This window comes from Methylocapsa acidiphila B2 (assembly GCF_000427445.1).
GTDB lineage: Bacteria > Pseudomonadota > Alphaproteobacteria > Rhizobiales > Beijerinckiaceae > Methylocapsa > Methylocapsa acidiphila.
Genome location: NZ_KE386496.1, coordinates 3,097,161 through 3,116,390, shown reverse-complemented (window position 1 = coordinate 3,116,390; position 19,230 = coordinate 3,097,161). Strand labels below are relative to the sequence as shown.

The 19,230-nt window shown below is 61.8% G+C and carries 17 protein-coding genes and 2 pseudogenes; 5 read left to right on the top strand and 14 right to left on the bottom strand.

Annotated elements, in window-relative coordinates; genetic code table 11:
* Positions 1-134 precede the first annotated feature (134 nt).
* The 3 genes and pseudogenes from METAC_RS24245 to METAC_RS0117320 form a co-directional block, all read left to right on the top strand.
* A pseudogene (locus tag METAC_RS24245) lies at positions 135-832 on the top strand (helix-hairpin-helix domain-containing protein); the annotation flags it as partial.
* Positions 833-1,010: 178 nt separating this feature from the next.
* Positions 1,011-2,054, top strand: a complete 1,044-nt coding sequence (locus tag METAC_RS0117325; RefSeq protein WP_026608008.1) for a sulfate ABC transporter substrate-binding protein — start codon at positions 1,011-1,013, stop codon at positions 2,052-2,054.
* Positions 2,055-2,177: 123 nt separating this feature from the next.
* Positions 2,178-3,992 (top strand): SulP family inorganic anion transporter, encoded by a 1,815-nt coding sequence (locus METAC_RS0117320; protein ID WP_026608007.1) that lies wholly within the window; start codon positions 2,178-2,180, stop codon positions 3,990-3,992.
* Between the two features lie 13 nt (positions 3,993-4,005).
* Here the strand turns inward: METAC_RS0117320 and METAC_RS27160 are convergent.
* The 3 genes and pseudogenes from METAC_RS27160 to METAC_RS0117305 form a co-directional block, all read right to left on the bottom strand.
* Positions 4,006-4,371, bottom strand: a pseudogene (locus METAC_RS27160) (IS3 family transposase); the annotation flags it as partial.
* A gap of 200 nt (positions 4,372-4,571) precedes the next feature.
* Positions 4,572-4,964, bottom strand: coding sequence for a thioredoxin domain-containing protein (locus METAC_RS24235; protein ID WP_245257511.1), 393 nt, complete (start codon positions 4,962-4,964; stop codon positions 4,572-4,574).
* 292 nt (positions 4,965-5,256) lie between these two features.
* The gene (locus METAC_RS0117305) at positions 5,257-7,365 is read right to left on the bottom strand and encodes a protein-disulfide reductase DsbD family protein (RefSeq protein WP_198017244.1); all 2,109 of its coding nucleotides are present in this window, start codon (positions 7,363-7,365) and stop codon (positions 5,257-5,259) included.
* Between the two features lie 347 nt (positions 7,366-7,712).
* Between METAC_RS0117305 and METAC_RS0117300 the strand changes: the two genes are divergently transcribed.
* Positions 7,713-7,976 carry an arylsulfotransferase family protein gene (locus METAC_RS0117300; protein ID WP_245257591.1) on the top strand — a complete coding sequence of 88 codons (264 nt, stop codon included), beginning with the start codon at positions 7,713-7,715 and terminating at the stop codon, positions 7,974-7,976.
* Positions 7,977-8,123: 147 nt separating this feature from the next.
* On the opposite strand, the gene METAC_RS0117295 is transcribed toward METAC_RS0117300, so the two are convergent.
* Positions 8,124-8,447 (bottom strand): transposase, encoded by a 324-nt coding sequence (locus tag METAC_RS0117295; RefSeq protein ID WP_026608004.1) that lies wholly within the window; start codon positions 8,445-8,447, stop codon positions 8,124-8,126.
* A 328-nt stretch (positions 8,448-8,775) separates the two neighbouring features.
* On the opposite strand from METAC_RS0117295, the gene METAC_RS24230 reads away from it, so the two are divergent.
* Positions 8,776-9,453 (top strand): hypothetical protein, encoded by a 678-nt coding sequence (locus METAC_RS24230; RefSeq protein WP_051335653.1) that lies wholly within the window; start codon positions 8,776-8,778, stop codon positions 9,451-9,453.
* Positions 9,454-9,474: 21 nt separating this feature from the next.
* Here the strand turns inward: METAC_RS24230 and METAC_RS0117280 are convergent, their stop codons facing one another.
* From METAC_RS0117280 to METAC_RS0117235, 10 genes are all read right to left on the bottom strand, one after another.
* On the bottom strand, positions 9,475-9,984 hold the full coding sequence (locus tag METAC_RS0117280) for a hypothetical protein (RefSeq protein WP_026608002.1): 510 nt from the start codon (positions 9,982-9,984) through the stop codon (positions 9,475-9,477).
* A gap of 142 nt (positions 9,985-10,126) precedes the next feature.
* Entirely contained in the window at positions 10,127-10,966 is an 840-nt protein-coding gene (locus METAC_RS25345; protein ID WP_156898261.1) for a hypothetical protein, read from the bottom strand.
* Positions 10,967-11,014: 48 nt separating this feature from the next.
* Entirely contained in the window at positions 11,015-11,824 is an 810-nt protein-coding gene (locus METAC_RS0117270) for a hypothetical protein (protein ID WP_026608001.1), read from the bottom strand.
* 44 nt (positions 11,825-11,868) lie between these two features.
* Positions 11,869-12,390 (bottom strand): phage tail protein, encoded by a 522-nt coding sequence (locus tag METAC_RS0117265; RefSeq protein WP_026608000.1) that lies wholly within the window; start codon positions 12,388-12,390, stop codon positions 11,869-11,871.
* Entirely contained in the window at positions 12,387-15,020 is a 2,634-nt protein-coding gene (locus tag METAC_RS0117260; RefSeq protein WP_026607999.1) for a baseplate J/gp47 family protein, read from the bottom strand. The genes METAC_RS0117265 and METAC_RS0117260 overlap by 4 nt, the downstream gene beginning before the upstream one ends.
* Complete coding sequence (locus METAC_RS0117255; RefSeq protein WP_198017243.1) at positions 15,017-15,475, bottom strand: GPW/gp25 family protein; 459 nt, start codon at positions 15,473-15,475, stop codon at positions 15,017-15,019. Before METAC_RS0117255 ends, METAC_RS0117260 begins: the two co-directional genes overlap by 4 nt.
* A 4-nt stretch (positions 15,476-15,479) precedes the next feature.
* Positions 15,480-15,836 (bottom strand): hypothetical protein, encoded by a 357-nt coding sequence (locus METAC_RS0117250; RefSeq protein WP_026607997.1) that lies wholly within the window; start codon positions 15,834-15,836, stop codon positions 15,480-15,482.
* Positions 15,833-17,353 carry a phage baseplate assembly protein V gene (locus tag METAC_RS0117245; RefSeq protein WP_026607996.1) on the bottom strand — a complete coding sequence of 507 codons (1,521 nt, stop codon included), beginning with the start codon at positions 17,351-17,353 and terminating at the stop codon, positions 15,833-15,835. The genes METAC_RS0117250 and METAC_RS0117245 overlap by 4 nt, the downstream gene beginning before the upstream one ends.
* Positions 17,350-18,204, bottom strand: a complete 855-nt coding sequence (locus tag METAC_RS0117240; protein ID WP_026607995.1) for a CIS tube protein — start codon at positions 18,202-18,204, stop codon at positions 17,350-17,352. The genes METAC_RS0117245 and METAC_RS0117240 overlap by 4 nt, the downstream gene beginning before the upstream one ends.
* Positions 18,204-19,226: a hypothetical protein gene (locus tag METAC_RS0117235; protein ID WP_026607994.1), complete on the bottom strand. Its 1,023-nt coding sequence runs from the start codon at positions 19,224-19,226 to the stop codon at positions 18,204-18,206. The genes METAC_RS0117240 and METAC_RS0117235 overlap by 1 nt, the downstream gene beginning before the upstream one ends.
* Between the last annotated feature and the right edge of the window lie 4 nt (positions 19,227-19,230).

Genomic DNA, 19,230 nt, shown 5'->3' with positions numbered 1-19,230 from the left:
TGGGAGGCCTCATTTTCGGGATCGCGGCCCTTTTGAAAGCGCGCTGAACGCGTCGTTTGTGTAGCGTGCCGGTACGCTTACAGCAAAAGGAATGAAGTCTTGAAACCGGCCGTCCCCGCCGCTCCGTCGAGCGGGTGACGTTTCACAATGAGGAGAATGGCTTTGCGGTCCTGAAGGTGAAGGCGCGCGGGCGGCGTGATCTCGTCGCCGTCGTCGGCCATGCGGCTTCGATCTCGGCTGGCGAATTCATCCATGCCGTCGGCGTCAGGCTCACCGATCGCACGCACGGCCTTCAGTTCAAGGCCGATCTCCTTAAGACGACTCCAACGACGACGGCCGAAGGCATCGAGAGATATCTCGGCTCCGGCATGGTTCGCGGCTTCGGCCCCCCGCTCGCCCAAAGGATCGTCGGGGCCTTCGGCGATGCGGCCCTCGAAATTATCGAAGCCAGTCCCGAAAAGCTGAGGGAGGTTCCCGGCATCGGCGAATTCCGCGCCGGGAAAATCGCCGCGGGCTGGGCCCAGCAGAAGGCGGTCCGCGACATCATGGCTTTCCTGCATTCCCATGGCGTCAGCACGTCGCGGGCGGTCCGCATCTTCAGGACCTATGGCCATGACGCCATTCAGGTCATGACTGAGGCCCCTTATAGGCTCGCGCGCGCCATTAAGGGGATCGGCTTTCGGACCGCCGATGCGATCGCCATGACGATGGGCATGACCCGCGAAGCGCCGCAGCGGGTTCGGGTTGGGATCTCCTTCGCCCTGCAGGGGCGACTGACGGGGGTCATTGCGGGCTTCCCATCGAGATGCTCGTTGAGTTCGCGATCAAGCTGAGGTCAGCGCAAGGGTTGTTACTTTTTTTGTACGCTAGAGACCGTCTCGTTGACACACCCTGAAAGTTCGATAAAGTCTATACGATTAATGGACTTTTAGGATCGTGGACGGTCTCGAAATCTGCGGCGTTGCGGGGCGAGTGGCGCGTCGGTTCTCTCTGTGGAGCTTAAGGGGCTGATGCGCGTCTCATGGATTAATGTCGGCGCTATGGCTGCTGTCGTGGTGGCGGTTGCCTTGCTTGTCGTGAAAAACAGAGAGGGGCACGCCGCGCACCAAATCCTAAACGCTTCATATGATCCAACACGCGAGCTCTATCAAAGCATTAATCCGCGTTTTGCCGAAAAATACGAGAAAGAAGCCGGATCGAGCGTCGCGATCAAGCAGTCACATGCAGGCTCGTCCTATCAGGCGAAGCTCGTCGCCTCCGGCGAGCTGAAAGCAGACGTCGTCACGCTTGGCCTGCCCTCGGACGTCGAAGCACTGCATAACAAAGGGTTGATACCAGATGGTTGGGAACAGCGCTTGCCCAACCAATCCCGGCCCTACACTTCGACCATCGTCTTTGTGGTGCGACGCGGAAATCCTCATGCCATTTACGATTGGCCCGATCTCCTAAAGGACGGAATCGACGTCATCGTACCGGACCCCAAGACATCCGGCAACGGCAAGCTCGCCGCACTTGCCGCGTGGGGGGCCGTCATCACGCGCGGCGGCAATGAGAGTGAAGCCCACGATTTTCTGAAATCCCTTTATGCACATGCACCGTTCCTCGATCCGGCGGCCCGAGCAGCAGGCATCGCTTTCTCCGTCGAAAAGAAAGGGGACGTTCATCTTGCGTGGGAAAATGAAGCCTTGCGTGAAGCTAACGAATCCGCCGGACAACTTGAGGTCGTCTACCCGCCTGTCAGTATTCTTGCCGAACCAACCGTCGCCTGGGTCGACGCAAATGTAGACAAACATGAAAGCTCGACGTTAGCGCGGGCCTACCTGGAATTTCTCTTCGCCGACGAAGGACAAGAGATTATCGCTCGCGAGGGCTATAGGCCGTTCAATGCGGAAATCCTCAAGAAGCAATCTAAACACTTTGGCAAAATTGATTTGTTTTCCATCACCGCCATAGCCCACGATTGGACCGACGCACAGCGACGATTTTTTGCCGACAATGGAATCATCGATGCAGTTTACACCCCGAAGCCTCGCACTGAGCTTCGAACAGATTAGAGGCGTCGGAATGAAGCGACGCTGGTTTGATCGACAGGGCGCCGCGCTCTCACTTCGGCGCAATATTCCAAGATGAACAGCAGTCTCCGCAGTGATAGCACTAGCGGCATTCAAGGATCGTAAGTGACAGAAGCGGACATCTCGAAACCCGCCTCGGACGCGAACTGGCTCAGCGCCCACGCGCTCCGGACAATTCGCAAGGATTTCCTTGCGGGAGTGACCGTAGCCGCGCTCTCGCTGCCGCAAAGCATGGCATACGCACTACTCGCTGGCGTTGACCCGCGCTTCGGCCTCTATACTGCAATTGTATTCACGGCGGTCGCTGGTGTTTTTGGCTCGTCTCGGCATCTTGTCAACGGCCCAACGGGGGCAGTCTCTCTCGTAGTGTTCAGCGCCCTAGCCATTTTCGAGCCGGAAGCGAGACTCGATTCCTTCGAAGCGATGTTCCTGCTCGCGATCATGATCGGGATCGTCCAGATCGCGATCGCGGTGACGAAGCTCGGTGACCTTACCCGCTACATTTCCGAATCCGTGGTCACCGGCTTCATTGTAGGTGCGGCGACGCTTACGATCATTGGGCAAGTCGCAAACGCGTTCGGGATTAAATCTCAGGGGACAGGTCATCAGCATGTGCTCTATCGGCTCTATCTGACCTTGACGCAGGAAGCGCCGTTCAACCTCAAGGCCGTGGCGATCAGCGGCGGCGCGATCGTTCTGGCGATTTTGTCGCGGCATTTGGTGCGGCGATTCAAACTGCCTCAGCTAGATACATTGTTTGTTTTTGTAGCATTGACTTTGGTCGCCTATTTTCTTGGCTGGTCCAATAACGCCGCCGGCGACAAATCCGCCATCTCGATGATCGAAACCGTTCCCTCCAGCTTACCAAAGTTGCACATTCCCGAGGTAAAACTCGAATGGGCGTTAGATTTCACCTCCAGCGCCGCCGCAATTGCGATTCTCGGCCTACTTGAGGCTTTAGCGATCGCCAAAGCCATAGCGGTCAAGTCCGGCCAGCGGCTTGACTATAATCGGCAAATTCTAGCGGAGGGCCTCGGCAATCTCGTCGGTGGATTTTTCCGCTGCATGCCGGGCGCGGGTTCACTTTCGAGAACCGCCATCAACTACCAGGCGGGCGCGGTCACACGTTTTTCTGGCGTCTTCACTGCCGCCGTCGTCGCCGTGACGGTCATGCTTTTTGCTCCCCTGGCCTCCTATGTCCCCAAGGCGTTGCTTGCTGGGCTGCTTATCGTCGCCGCGGTGCGCTTGTTCGATATCGAACGCCTCCGCTATATTCTGCGCGGGTCGTTATATGACGCCGTATTGCTGCTTGCCACCGCAATCTCTGCTATTGCAATCAACATTGAATTCGCCATTCTCATCGGCTCGGCGGTTTCGATTGCATGGTATGTGACTCGCGCAGCGAAACTAAAGGCAACTGAACTTATCGTTACTCCTGAGCGGGTCGTGCGGGAGCGCGTTCCCGCGGATCCCGAGAGTCGCGGCGTCCTGATTTATGACTTCGAAGGCGAGCTCTTCTTTGGGGCCGCTCCGGATTTCGAACGCTATCTCGTGCGGATCGGCCAGGAGGCGAGATCTCGGAACATAAAATACATTGTTTTGCGTCTCAAAAGGGTGCGCAATCCGGATGCTGTGGCTCTTGAGGTGCTGGATATTTTTTTGAACGACGCGCGCCGCCGGGGGCTGGCGGTGTTGCTCGCGGGTGTGCGCCCATCTCTATTCGCCGCCTTCACGCAAATTGGCATTATAGAACAGCATCCGCCGGAGTTCATTTTTACGGAAGAAGCCGAGGATTACTCGGCAACGCTTAAAGCGATCCGGCGAGCCTATGCCCTCGCGGCTATCGACGCAAAAGCGGCTGGGAAGCCTGATAATTGGGATGACGTCAGCGCGGCCAAGGTTGCATACTATCTAGTTTGATCCTGTTGAAAAACCGCCGAGGGGATCGAGGCTGACCCAGGGCCGCACAGGCTTGCCGCTCCAACACTTTCAGTGCGGCCCTGACTTTTTCCACGCAGTCGCGGCGACGGGCGGGGCTTAAAGGTTTCATCGCGCGGCCTCGACAAAGGACAGCTTGTCCAGGGTCAGGTCTGACACCGCCCGTCGCAGGCAAGCGTTCTCTAACTCCAACTCTTTGAGCCGTTGGCTTAATCGCTCTTCATCCCGCCGTACGCCACCCGCCAGCGAAAATACGTCGATCGTCACCACCTCGGCAATAAAACTTGCCCAGCGCCGCCGGGACAACCGCCTGCGGCGGGTTCGCGACGATCTCTTCGGGCTTTTGCCGCTTCCTTGCCATCTCTCCATCATCAAAAGTGGCCCCAGGCCAAATAATAGAGATGGATCACGTTAAGTGGGCAGACCATCGTTTGCTTCCGCCCGCTCGCCATCACGCACAGGTCATAGCGCCTCGCATGCGGCCTTATCTCTCTCTTTTAGATCGATTCGACGGCATTGTCCCCATGGCATACGCGAAGAGGGAGATCAGCGCGAAATCCCTTAGCTCGAATATTTGACTGAGCAGCCGTATGGACGCGTGATCGGATGAGGAGCGGGCTTGCCAGCTGCGACAGCTTCTATAGCGTCATGAGCATAGGGTTCTGCTCTGTCGATATCCCCGACGCGAGTTGAGGCGATGCTGTCGGCCCCCCCCATATAGGCGAGCGCGCCATCCTGGTTGATAACAAAAATATGCGGCGTCGTCTCGGCGCTATAGAGGCGTCCGATTGTGCCCGCAGGATCCAGCAACACATGGGCGGGCGCCGCGTTCCGGCTTACAGTGTCTGCATTGGCTTGCGCTCTGTCGACGAAGCCTTGCTCTCCCTGTGCCGAACTCACGATCGTCAGCCACACGACGCCGGAGGCGGCCGCATCCCGCTGCAACTTCTGCATGGCGCCGCTCGAATACCATTTCTTGACATAGGGGCAGCCATCATTGGTCCATTCGACACAACGGCTTTGCCCTTCAAATCACTCAAGTGGAGCGTTTTTCCGTAGCTGTCTGTGCCGATGAAATCCGGCGCGGGTTGCCCAATGTGGAGCGCGTCCGCAACGCTCGGCATAATGCCGGCGCTCGATGTGGCAAGAGCCAAAGCCAATATCATAGAATGCGAAAGCAAACGGGGCATCGTCGTCTCCTATTACGCCAATCGTGCATTTTACATGTCCCGGCGCTCCGGCTCCTTTAGCTTCCGGCGCGATCGAGTTCGTCGAGCACGACGCCCGCCGTCAAAAGCTGAGGCAGAACAATCGGCCCTCGTCCCCGAGTCGGATAGAATAGATAGAGGGGCACGCCGTCGCGGCCGTGCTCCTGCAGCAATTCGGAAATGGAGAGGTCTGCGCGCGTCCAATCTCCCTTGAGATAGGCGATATTACGCGCGGCGAATGCCGCCTTGACTGCATCGGACGTCAAAGCGACCCGTTCGTTGATTTTGCAGGTGATGCACCAGGCGGCGGTCAAGTTGACGAAAACAGCTTGTCCATTCGCCCGCAAGGCTGCAAGCCTTGCGGGCGAATAAGCTTGCTCGACCCTGTCGGCCGCAATGGGGGCGAGAGGCGCCTCTCCAAGGCTGTAGAGAATGACGCCGGCGCCGAGCGCGGCGAGTCCGACGATTGCGCGCTCAGACCACCAAATGCGCTCAGGCTCGCGTTGCGTTAAGCCGATCGCCCACGCGGCCAGACCAACAAGCACAAGGCCCGTCATCGTCGCTGCGACGCCATCCGGGCCCGCCTGTTGACTGAGAACCCAAACGAGCCACGCCGCACTGGCATACATTGGGAAAGCAAGCGCTTGCTTGAAAATCGTCATCCACGCTCCGGGCCTCGGCAATAGAGAGGCAAGGCTGGGAACAAGGGCAAGCAGCAGATAGGGCGTCGCCAAGCCGAGCCCAACCGCAAGCAAGACTCCGATCGTTGCGATAGGAGACATGGCAAGGGATGCCGCGATCGCAGTTCCCATGAAAGGCGCGGTGCAGGGCGTCGCTACAAGCACTGCAAGAAAGCCTGCGAAAAAACTGCCGACGACTCCGCCTTGGCCGGCGAGCCTGTCGCCTATTCCAACAAATCGACCGCCAAGCTCAAAAACGCCCGAGAGATTGAGGCCGAGGAGCAAAAACAAAAAGGCCATTGCGGCGACAAACATTGGCGACTGAAATTGGAAACCCCAGCCGGCGGCGGCGCCTGCCGCTTTGAGCAAAAGCAAAAGCGTCCCGAGTCCCACAAACGAAAGCAGCACGCCACCCGTATAGGCGGCGGCTTGTCGGCGCACGAGTCCGCGCTCATGACCGGAAAGCTTCACGATCGAAAGAGCCTTAATCGCAAGAATAGGGAAGACACATGGCATGAGATTAAGAAAGAGGCCGCCCAGAAACGCAAAGAACAGCATGGTCGCAACGCCGATGTCGGCGCTTGCTTGAGAATTGGTCGACGCATCACTTTTTGCGATTGAAGCAAGTGCGAGATTTTGATCGTTTGAGGTCCCCACCATTTCCGCTGGTGTAGCTACGATGGAGAAAAATCGCTCGGCGCTGTCTACATCTTCGATGCGTAATACGCCAGACAGCGGGGAGAAGGGATCAAAACTTTGAGCTGGCTTGAAAGCAAGCGCAAAACTTCCGTGGTCAACGCTGAGGCGTTGCGGCGCCGCGTCGTCGATGCTGCCCCATTTACTTGGGAAAAAGCTTACGGCCTTAATAGAACTCGGAGAGATATCGGCTCCTGAAATGACTAGCGTCGCATTGGGCGACAACTGAGCGGAATAAGGGGAAAGGCGTGGAATCCTTTGATCCGCGGCGGCGAAGTAACTGGCCTCCCTCGATGGACTCGGCGCGCCGCTTGGCATCTCGAGCAGGAGGCCGCCCTGCTCGAGAACGCAGATTTTCTCGCAAATCAGCCACGTCGCCTTGGCTTCGATTGCAAAGGACGCTGCAGACGCCGGCGGAGTCACTGTGACGGGCAAAGTGACCGCGTCAATATAGGAATAGGTCATCACTGGCCCTTCGGGGACGCGAAAGGGCGCAGGCCAGTCGATTTCTGAGGCGGCGGCCCCGGAGGGCATGCTGAGTTCGAGACGCGGCGGTTCGCCGGCGTCGCCGGGATTGAGCCAATAGATATGCCACCCTTTCGCCATCTGGAACCGCAGTCCAATCCGGAAAGGTTTGCCCGGTTCAAAATTGTCGACGTTGCTGACAAGGGAGACGATGGCGTGAGAGGTCGTGACGGGCCTGCTTTCACGCGCTTCGGCTCCGGCGAGCCACAACAGGCCAAACGTCAAAACAATTAAGGCTTTCAACACGCAGCGCCTCTTACATTTCGATAGCTTATGGACCGGAATAGCATTGGCCCCACCGTCGACAATACAGCATGCCTCAAAAGTGGCGAGCCCACCCGGACCCGTATTGAAGGGCATTCTAATAACCTACAAAAATAGAAGGAAATTAGCCATGTCAAGCGAACCCCGCTCCGAGGCGCGGAAAACGTCCGAAGTTGCGAAACGTCTTTCTTGTTCGTAAGCCGATTAGGTTCATTCGGTTCTCCGCCCCCATGAGTCGGAGCCGCAGGACAGGCAAAAAATCCTCGTCTTCAATCGTAGTGCCTTTGCGTTAGCCGCCGAAAACATCCTTCCGCGATCGGGCTGTCCCTTTGCACTTGGTCTTGGAGATCGATCCGATCAAGCAAGAGATCGTTTGGGAATATACCGGAGAAAGCTCGGGACAGCCGGGCTGGACCTTCAGATCGAGCTTCATCAGCAGCGCGCGGCGGCTTCCCAACGGAAATACGCTGATCGACGAAGGCTACAATGGACGTTTCTTTCAAGTCACGCCCAAGGGCGCCATCGTTTGGGAATATGTCAGTCCGTATTTCGGCGCCTTTCCGGATGGCACTAGCGGCAACCCAGCGCCCTGAGCATTGGGTCGGGCCGCGCCAAAGATGGGGCGCCCGACCGAGCCATCGTCAGACCGCCGCGTGAGCGACCCAAGCAACGGGATCGAACGATTGTTGGGCGTTGGCGCGAGAACGAGGCCGACACGCACGCCTTGCCCGATCAGGTGATCAATCCCTCAAGCGCAATCTCCGGCTTGGTGAGCGCCTTCTGAGACGCTTCAGGAAGCCGGCCTTGTCCATGCGCTTCGGATTGCTCGTCCACCTCTCCGGCAGGAACAGCCGCAGCCCCACTGCGACCGGCGCCTCATGGCGCGCCAACGTCAGCGAAACCAACGTCTGGCTGTTGGCCCGTTTGCCGAGCATCGACGCATATTGCGACGTGACGCCGACCGAATGCGTCCGCTTCCTGGGCAGGCGCATGTCGTCGATGACTACAAAGCTGTCGGCGCCGCCGACGAGCCGGTCGGCATACTTCGCCAGTTCGGCAGCCATCGCCGCAGCTTTAGCCGGCAGGAAGCTTGCTCGAAATCAGCTTGCATTGAATTCATGGCCCGGCCCGACGCTGCGTCACGACGTCAAATCTCGCCCAGGCCTCGATTATCGTCGCGTAGCCAGATAGAGGCCGCGGGAACTGATAAGAACCGCCAGAGCCGTCGGGCCTGCTTTGGCGCCAGAGCGGCGACATCGCTCGTATTTGTGATTTTGGATTGCGTCGACATCAAATCACGAACATGATCCGTTTGCCTCATTTGCAAACGCATGCGGGCTAGTCGCCCGCTCATTGGCTCCGCGAGGCTGCGGCCCCCACAGGTTCCGGGACATGATCAAGACACCGCTTCTTCTTCTCGGCATATTTTGTCTGATCATTGGCGCCTCGGTCAGCGGCGGGTCAGCCTTGGCTCTCGGCGTCGCGCAAGGCGACGCGCGGCCGGGGCTCGGGCTTGCCGCCCTCTGTTTCTTCGACATTCTCGTGATCTACAGTTATGTGATGCTGGGCCTCGAGGTCGTCGGGCTCGGCGCCATTAGCGGGCGGTTGCAATGGCTCGCCGCCCTGATCACATCGCTCCTCGGGATCGTGTTCGGGATCGCCTTGGTGACGGCGGCGATCGCTCTGCTGAACGTGATGATTGCGTTGTTTCTGGCCGTCCCATTCGGCACGATCGTCTACATGGCGCTCTACGGAATCTTCGACACGGACGCCAGCCGCACGATCCTAGGCATGATCATGACGATCAAGATCGCGGGAGTGGTCATGATCATCCTCGCCGCTCCGACGATCTTCAGCAACAAGGGACTCGTCGTGCTAACGGCGACGTCGCTGGCTTTCACCTTCGGCTTGAGCTTTCTCCACGGATTCGTCCCAAATCCGCTCGTCTCGATCGTCGACGCGATCGCCGCGATCATCTTCGGGATCGTCGCAACGATCTGGATGGTCCTTCTTCTGATAGGCGGCGTCTTCTCGCTTGTGCGCTTCTTGCGCGGGCTTGTCCCGGCCTAAGCGGCGGGCTTACCGCCGTCATCACTCCCAGGACACGACGCCAGGCGGATTGCCGAAGGGCTGAACCGATACGCAGCCGCCCTTTGGACCAATGGCGAGCGAAGCTTTCGGTTGCGGAGACGCATTCTCGCAATCGCCCGGCGCGGGCAAAGCCGAGGACGGGCTTTTGAGGCAAAGGACGAGCGGCCAATTCTTATGGTCCATGCGCGCCTCCCGGCCGTTGAAAATAATTTTCGCGCCCTCGCCTCCCGCCAACCGCGCATGGGCGACGCGGTAGCGCGTCCCAGCCGCCGGCGCGAATTTATCGTCCGGCGCCGCGCATCGGTTGCGCGACGGCTCGAACGCGACCTTGGGACTGAAGGGCGACAGCAGAAAGCCCAGAACCGAGGTCCAGCTTGGCGGACCGTCTGTCTCGATCCTGTCGCGCCAAGACGAGCGGAGATCGGTGGACGGGGCAGCAAACTCCCCGCCGATCAGCATGAGGATCGACAGCGCGCCCAGGACGATGAGAATAATCACAAGCGGACGCATAGGTGTAACTCATAGCCTAAAGGCGACAATGGGACTTACTTGGCGCCTAGCGAACTTAATTCTAAACGCCAACCGCTCGAATGCTCCAGCATTCTGCGCCCCTAGCAGACATTGCGATCGAGAGAGCCGGAGAAGTAGCGCTCTACTGAGCTCTAAATCGATCGCTGGAACTGTAATCCGGTCTACCGCTATTGTCCGTAAAATGCGTCGCCGTCGTAACGGTGAGTTGACCGGCTGCATTAAGGCTCAGGGTTACATTTTTAATTGAAAAGCCTTGATTGTAGCTGGCCGTATAAACGCCAGCCGTTGGTCCTGAATTCAGATTGGTCACCCCCCAATCGCAGTTCGTAGGATGGCAGGCACCCCAAACATGCAATTGGTTATTCGCGACAGTAAGTTGCGGGATGCTCCGCGTATTTGGATCGAGATTGATCCATGTCCCCGCTATTTGCGGTGGATTGGGATGAGGCGGAGGCGTCGGCGTGGAATGCCCGCGCAAGGCGTACCATGCGCCGCCGCCGATCACGGCGACGAGCGCGACTGCGACGCCCACCGCCCACCACGGGAACGGCGCCTTTGCGGGCGGCGGCGACGGCGGCGCGGCCGGGATGTCGAAAGCGATCGGGCGGCTGTCGATGGCGTCATTGTCGGGATCGTCCTCGAGCGCGGCCCTGAGACGGAACGAAGCGGATTTCGCCGCGGAGCCGCGCGTCGCCGTGATCGTCACTTCGACGTTCTGAACCTCGCGAGGACCAAAATCCACGCTGCGGATCGAAGGATTCGTCGGCGCGCTCCCGGCGATCTGATAGAGGGCGATCTCCATAGGGTCCTGCGGCTGGACCTGGAGGCTCGCCGTGCGGTTCATTCCCGTCAAATTTTCGACGACGAAGGTGACCGTTCCCTTCGAGACCGGCCGGCCGGATTCCATCGCATCTGTAAGGATAAGCTTCGTCGACGGATCGCTGATTTGGAAGCTGGCCATTTTCATCCCCTCTGTCGCGCTGAGCAGCAACCGGCCGCATCGCGCTCATTACTCCGTAGGCTCGATTCCGTCGATTTTGACATGATCGGCCGCAGCCACGATTTTTTCCATCCGCTTTTGTACGACTTTCCGCTTGTCGAACATGTTCATCTCTTCTGGCGTGAACGGCAAGCAGGGAGGATCAATCTTGACGCCATAAGTTATGACGTAAAGATCGGCGCGCGTCGGATCCCGGGCGACGGATTGCGAGCCGTTGCAAGCATTGAAGTCCAATTTGCCGCGAATCGAGATGAAGGCGTCATGCTGGGCTTGCGCAAAGGCGATGAACTCATCGAAGCTCATCGTCTGCGGCGGCTTTGGTCGAGATTTCAGGACATAGGCCGCGAGACCGCCAACTGCTATCAACAACAGCGCTCCGGCGGCGAGCGCTAGCCACGGAAACGGCTTTTTTGGCGGCGGCGGTTCGGCCGCAGAAGCCCTGTTGATTTCAATGGCGACAGGCCGGCTGTCAACAGCGTCATTGTCTGGATCGCTTTCCAGCGCAGCGCGCAGCCGAAAGATAACCCGCCGCGGCTCGGGACCGAGGGGAGCCTTGATCGCGACGATGACATTCAGAACCTGGCGCGGCGCCAGGTCGACGCTCCGCATGGAGGGCGTCGTCGGAGCCGCCTCGACCAATTTGAACAAAGGAAGATCGGCCTCGACCTCCGGCAGGATAGAGAGCGATGCGGTCCGGTTCGCGTTGGTCAGATTCTCGACGACAAAAGTGATCGAGCCGCCCCCCACGCGACGCCCCGCCTCTCCGACGTCGGCCAAAGCGGCGGTTGACGATGGATCAGTGATCTGAAAACTCTGCATTGCTCACTCGGCTCAAGCATTTCGTCCGTCGATCGGAATTCGATCTACGGGCACAGTTCAAATGTGACCCAGGCAGGCCTTTCGCCCGCGACGATGCGGCTGACAAGATCCCTTTTCGCGGCCGCTGCCGGCGGGACGCCCACCCGGATATGGAACGGCTGGGGACGACCGGCCGAATCCGGCGGGTTTTCCTCGATGGTGAAGCCGGTCACGCCAGTGGCGCGCTCGAGAAAAGCGATCATCGCGTCGGCCGTGCCGCGATAACGCGCGAGTTCCGCCGCGACAGCCACGAGATCGCGCAAGGCTGCAGGGCCGACGGCCGCGCGCCGCTGGCCGAGAGGATCTCGCTCCAGATATGGTCCGAGGGCGAGCCAACGCGCCATCATTTCGACGAAGGCGTCAGGCGCTCGGCGAGGGTCGAAATACGCGTCAATGTTGGCGACGACCCTCTCGTCCGGCGCGTGCAGGCGCTCCATAATATCCAGGATCGTGCAGAGCGCGGGACTGGCGTCGAGCGCATCCTGATAAATCTCGGGCAGAAGCCGCGCGATTTCAGCCGCTCTCATCCTCCAGTCTCCCCAGCGGATTCGACGGCGACGTCGAGCTCAATCTTGCCGCTGCAGAAGAGCCAGTTGAGCGGAAGCGGCGCCCGATCCTCGAAGTCGGTGCGGCCATTGGGCTTGTAGGTGCGGCCGAGATCCTCGCTTCTGAAGGCGCCCCCATCCCCGCCGAAGAGGATTGTAGGCCTATCAGCGTCAGCTCCGGGGCCGACGCCAACCCCGAACGCCGGCGCCAGGCTCCGGCGTTCATCCACGAGCGGCAGGCCGCAGGAGAGCGCCGGCGGATCGCTCCATTTTTGCGACTTGCCGATCCGCCACAGCAAAATTCCGCCCCGGTTTGAGCCAGCGGCGACGAAATCGCCCCAAAAGTCGAGAGCCTCGCAGGAGCCGCTCGACCAATTGGCGTCAAAAGTTTCCCACCCAGTCGGATCATAGCTGCCGTCGACGCGCATCCCAATGCGCATCGCGCCCTTGCCCGGCTCGCCTTTGTCGGCCGACAGCCCAGCCCAAAGGAAAGTTTCATTCCCCTGCTGCTGGAAAGCGAGAACCCGGATGTTCTTGCCGGTCGTTCCAGGCAGCAGGCTGAACGGACCGACGCCGCTGGCGACAAAGACTCCGAGTCGCTCGCGCGCCGCGACCGCGACGAAGCGCAGGCCTGAAACATGCCGGATCGAAGCAACCGCCTCGAAGCCGCGCTGGTCGTCCCTTTGGGCCTCCTCGGTGGCGCCGCGGACCGCCACGATCTCGGTCATGACGCGCTCGCTGAAGCGGATCTGCTGCAACGCGGCTCTGCCGGCGATGGCGAGCACAGGCGCGCCGCCCAAGCCTTCGGTCCAGGCGACGTCCCTGATTTCGAATCCGAAGACCCGGCGCAGAATCCGGTCCTCCGGGGCGGCGTCGCTCGGTCCCCTCCGGTCGATCCAGCTCTCGCCGCCGTCTTCCGAGACATAGACGACATAATTGGTCTGCTCGCCGTTGAGCCGGCGCGAAAAGGCGGCGACGAAGCCTGGCAGAATGGCGGCGGTCCGCACGCCGAGGAAGACCTCGCCCTCCCGCTCCAGGATAGGCGCCCAGCTGTCGCCGCCATCGAGGCTACGGTAAAGGGCCCGGCCGGCGGCATAGAATGTCGTCTCCTGGCATTGGTCGCGATGAATGTCCTTGATGTCGGAGGACGGCGCGTCGGCGATGTGGAAGGTGAGATTTTCGGCGTAGCGAACCCCTGGCTCCGCAAGAAAGGCCTCGTAGACATCGGACGCCCGCAAGGGCCGCCCGAATGGCCAATCTCCATCCGGAGCGAGAAGTTTATACAACCGGCCCGCGAGACGCGCCGAGACGAGGTCGCGGTCCTCGATGGCGGACAGCACGACCCGCGCCGAAATATCGACCGGCCGGCAGCGAACCCAATCCACGCGCGCGTCCACGCCGACCGGGCGGCGGCGGCGGACGAGGTCGCGCACATTGGCCAGAAGCTCGCTCGTCTGATGCGCGGAGAGCGTGGCGGAGTCGACGCCCTGCGCCGCGACGGCCGGATCAATGCGCGGCACGACCAGAACGTCGACGACGCCCGGACGACCAAAGGCCCGCCAGACGTCGCGCTGCGCATATGCCCGCGCCCGCGCGATCCCAGGAGTTTCGCAGGCGACATTCTCGAAGTCGCGGGCGGTCACAGCGGCGCGCAGCACACGCACGGCCTCCCGCCCCCGCGCGAGCGCGCGCTCGATTGGCTCCATATCCTCGCCGCCTGACGCACGCGCGCGATTGGTCGCTTCGACCCCGCGGATCGGCGTCTTGAGCACGGTCAGCGTCCCCGGCGCGACATTTCCTTGCCGGCCACCGCCGCGAAGATACCAGGCGCGAATCTCGAGTCCAGCGCCCGGCGCCGCGCCGGCGCTGCGGGCGCCGTCGCTCGCCGCGTCGCTCGAGCCAAAGACGATCATGCCTTTCGCCCGATCGACCACATATACGGGATCCGAAGGGCCATAGCCGGCGAGGGCGTTCACCTCGCGCCATGTGGCGAATGTCTTCCCGGCGAAACTGCGAAGCTCGGCGCCCGCGGGCGGATCGCCGTCGCGCACTTCGACGCCCACAATAAGAGAATTCGGTTCGGATGGCCGCCGCAGGATGGGGCCGCGTTGAACGAGGAAGGACTGGCCTGGCTCGCCGCCGCCTCGCCCAATCAGTTCTCCCACGACCTTTTCCGCATTGAGCGCCTTCGCATCGACGCTTGGCGCTGGCCGCTCCGGGATCGCCCAACCGGGCAAAATCGCATCCTCCAGCGTGCAAAACGTCAGCGTCCCCGCTCGGTCGGTCACGAGGGTTCCAGCCGGAATCGTCAAAGGCGCTGCGTCACGGTCGACTTGAGCGCGGCTGAAGGTCACAGTCGCTTCGGCCGGCGCAGGAGCCAGCGGAGCGACGCCGAGCAGGTCGAGAAGAGCGAAATGCGCCTTCTCGGGCATCCGGTTCACGCGGTAGATCAGGATCTCGGTGAGATAGGCGAAGACCTCGACCAACGTCATGCCCGGATCGGAAGGCGTCCGATCATTCCACTGCGGACAGCGCTCGTCGATGAGAGCGATAGCCTCGCCCAAGAGGTCGGCGAAGCTGCGGTCGTCGAGATTTGGAAGCTTGATCGTCATGGCCGTTCGCCGCTCAAATCGAGCTCGAACCCGAGCCGTTCCGCCCGCCTGGTCGCGCGAACCAAATAGTCCAGGGTGATGAACAGCGTGACGCCCGCATCGTCGGCTCGATCAGCGGAGCCGGACGTCGGACCCGCGTCGAGCCGCAAGATGTCGATCCTGGGCTCGAAGCGCAGCAAGGCCTGGCGGACATAATGAATGGCGAGCCCCGCCGTCGTCGGGTCATTGGGGCTGAAGACCAGACGGTGGATGGCGCAACCAAAGTTCGGCCTCATCACCCGTTCGCCCGGGCGCGTGGAAAGAAGAATGAGGATCGACTGGCGCACATTGTCGTCGCCCGAGACAAGCGCGATCGATCCTGTCGGCGCGAGCGCTGGACCGCGGTCGGGAACACCCCCCAGATCCGGAGCGACGAAACGCGACAGCCCCATGAACGCCCATCCCGACGCGGCCATCGCCTCATCCCTCCACGATCTCGACCCAGTCCTGGCCCGGCGACGCCATGGACCATGGAGATAGATTGACGCTGCTATAATCGGTCGCGCCATTGGCGCTCGAAAGCACGACGCCCTTGCCGTCGATCGTCAGAAACTCGGAATGGCTGGGCTTGTCGTCAACCGTGGCGATGGTTCGGCAACGCACCACGCCGACCGGCTCCGCTCCGGCGCTGCAACCAACGACGGGGCGATGATCGAGATCGCCCTTCACGAGGATGGGCGTCCGGTCGATCGTGACCCAGTCCTGCGAATGCTCCATCCGCATCGTGCCGCCATGCGTACAATGGCACTGCGCCGTCTCGATCGCGACATAGGTCATGCGTTGCCCCGTTCGAATTTGATTTTGTTCGCCTTGATCGTGATCGTTCCGCCGACCGCCGAGATAGTCAGGTCGCCGGCGACCAGAAGCTGCCCCTGCGCCCCGCCGAGGGCGAGCGTATCGCCGCGACTGGTCGAAAGCGATAATGTCTTCTGGCGTCCGCCCAGCACGAGCCGCTGGTCTCCGCCTGAGGCCAGGACGACCGCGCGGGGATCCTGCGTGGTCACGCCACGCGGAAGGCGAGCCCCGCCATAAAGGCCGCCAAGGATCAGGCCTTCGGCGAGATCCCCGGTCGGAAAGAGCGCGACGACCTCGTCCCCAACGTCGGGAAGCGCGGCTGCGCCCTTTCCTGGACCCGCGCCGGCGATCAAAACGCTAAGATAACCGACCGTCGCGTCGCCGAAGGCCGGAAGCTTCACTTTGCAGCGGGCGCCGCCATCCGGGTCCCGGATATCGACGACCTGGCCGAGAGTGACGATCGGCGTCTCCGCACGCGCTCTCCGCGGCGGCGGTTCGGTCGAGAACTCGGTCGTATAACCGGTCGCGACGTCGAAACTATGAGTCGTTCGGGCAAGGACGACGGTCAAGGCCTCTTTCGGCGCGAGCCCGCTCAGCGTGACGCGGACTCCTGGCCCGAGCGCGGGGTCGCCCCAGGCGGTTCCCGTGACCACAGTCTCCGCGGCGGCATTGCAATCGAACGCCTGCTGGGCGTCCGCCGCAATCTGCGCCTCGGACCTCGCGACGCGATTGACGCCAAAAAGCGCGCCCTCGTCGGCGTTGAGCGCCCCGAGCCCGAAGCTGCGAAGCTCGACCTCTTGGTCCTGCCGCGAAAGCGCGGCGGATGCGGAATATGCCTTCGCCGAAAAAGGGTCCCATCCTTCCGCCCGGCTCGAACGCGCCGCCCGCTCGCCCGCCTCGTCGATGCGCGCCGCGAGCAAGGCCTCGCCCCAGCCGAGATCGATCGGCTCGCCGAAGCCGGCGAGAGAGACAAGGCGCAAGACTCCCTCCCTGATCGTCGGATGCAGGCCCTCCTCGAGGCCCGCGGCGACAAGGCAGGCGAGGTCGCTCGTCCCAGCCTGGACGATCCTTCGAGTCGGTCCGGTCTCCACCGCGTCGAAATCGAGGCCGAGCTCCACCGCCGCTTCTGACCAGAGACTCGCCGCCGAGGCTTCCTCGACCACGCGAAAACGCCGCCTCACGCGCAAGCCGTGAAGGGCGTCATGGGCCCGCACCCGCAGGACTCGCCGTCCGTCGGCGCCGAACTCATGCTCGAGGCCAGTGATCCGGCCCGCGAACATCGCAGGTCCCGGGCCTACCGACACCATGAGTTCCACTCCGGCGGCCAATCGATTTTCCAGTCCTTCAAAGGGAGCTTCAATCGCGATTTCCGCCAGGGCCGGCGCGCCGAAGATCTGCCGAATGACGATCGAGGCGACAAGGCGATGCAGCGTCGGCTCGAGCGGCGCGCCCGCAAGCGACACCTCCGGACGGAGCCTGGTCAGCGAAACCGCGGTCAAGTCGAGGCCTTTCCGCCGATCTGTGGGACGGCGATCGCCATTCCGCCGGTGAGATGCAGAGGATCCTCAATTCCATTGAAGGCGGCGACATAGCGCCATAACGATGGATCCCCATAGACCTCGGCGGCGAGCTGATCGAGCCGGAGATTGGGAAGCCCATTTTCATCGGTCGAAATCTCGATGCGATCCGCCGCCTCGAGAAGTTCTGGGCTTGGAGCCGTCGGCGGCTCAAAAAAAGGAGTGACGCTAGTGCTCGGGCTCGGCAAGCCAGTTCCGACGCCCTTGCCGGTGTCCACGTCGAGCTCGGCGACGCGTCGAAGCCGCATTCGCAGGAGTGATCGGCGCGGCCGACCTTCCTCGTCGAATCGTTCGAAACGCTCCGCGATCGCGACGATGACGCCCGGCACGTTCCAGGAGCGCCCCCAGATGAACCGCACCTGAGGGGGCGCGCCGCGCCGGCCCTGCGCGAAAGAGTTCTCCGAAAGGTTCCAAAACGGGCGGGTCAGCTCGCGCACATCGACCGGACGCCCGATGTCCTCGGTCGCCTGAAGACCAAGCCCCTGCCCGTTGGAATCAACCGCAAACCCGTCGAGCGCGGCAGACGCGCCTACGCCCTCTCCGATGGAGGCTTCGGTCAGATCGACGTCGAACAAAAGGTCGAGCGTCAGTTCCGTCGCCCCGCCGCCGGTCGCAATGACGAGATCATCGGAAAGGCCGACGCCGGTGATCGCGCCGGTCGCGTGCGACGCGGCGCGAAACCCGCTTCGTCGTGTAAATTCGAGCCGCTCCGGGTTGAGCAGCGCCGAGATCCGCTCGCCGGTCTGCTCAATGAGGAACAAAACCCGCTGCATCACAAGGCCTCTTGGATGCGCGCCAGCCGCCGCCCGCGGTCATGATCCGAGTGGGGAGCAGCGGCCGTCTCGGCGGGTTCCTCGGCAAGCGCCGGCCAAAGATCGCCGCTCGGCCGATCCGACCACAAGCTGGCGGCGGACTCATAGCCGCGCGCGCGTTCCAAGATCCCTCGTTTCGGCTCCGGCGGCTTGTCCCCTCGCGCCGCATCCACGGGCGATAGAGGAGGCATATCCGAGACCGGGGCTCGAGGCCGGGCGCTCCTCAATGGGGACGGCGCCGCCGCCTCAGCCGCGCGCCCCAACCCCGGCGACCAATGGAGTTCACGCACCCCAATCGCTCCGGAACTCGCGCGCGGGGCGCTCTCCTGCGCGAAGCGAGATCCTCCGATGGTCCCATGCGGAGGGCCGACAGCCGCGCCGGCGTCAAACAATGCGGAGGGGCGGTCGTCGACGCCGCGGCGCGGTTGATCAACCGGCATCGGCCTAGAAGCGGCAGAGTGAGCGCGCCGCGTGGAGTCCCAGCCGTGGGCCGCGTCCGACGGCTCTCCTGCCCGCTCGGCGGCGCTGCTTGCCGACGCCCTCAACCTCTCGAACGGTCGACGCGGTTCGAGGCGTTCAATTGATTTAAGGACGAAGCGAGGCGACGTCCCGCGATGCGTCGGCCCAAGGTTCGCATGGTCCGTCACGCCGAAATCTTGTTTTGATGCGGATCTGTCGGCGACCACCCGCGCATGTTTAAAAGGCGCCTTTGCTGCGGACGCCGCGGAAAAATCTCCGCGCTGTCCTTTGTCGGTTTCGAAGCCCGCCTTTTCCTCCTTTTCGCGCGGCGCATTTCGGGCGACGATCTCGAGCCAAGGGAGGGGGGCGTCGGGATAGCGCTCGCGGAGCCGTTCGATGACGGCGTTCGGAATTTCCCCGGAGGCGCGGGCAGCGCTCGCCGCGTCGCCGCGGCCGAGCAGACGCCGCATCCACCGCACGACGGCGGCGATCGGGGCGCGAACGAAGATCAGCCAGGCAGACATGCCG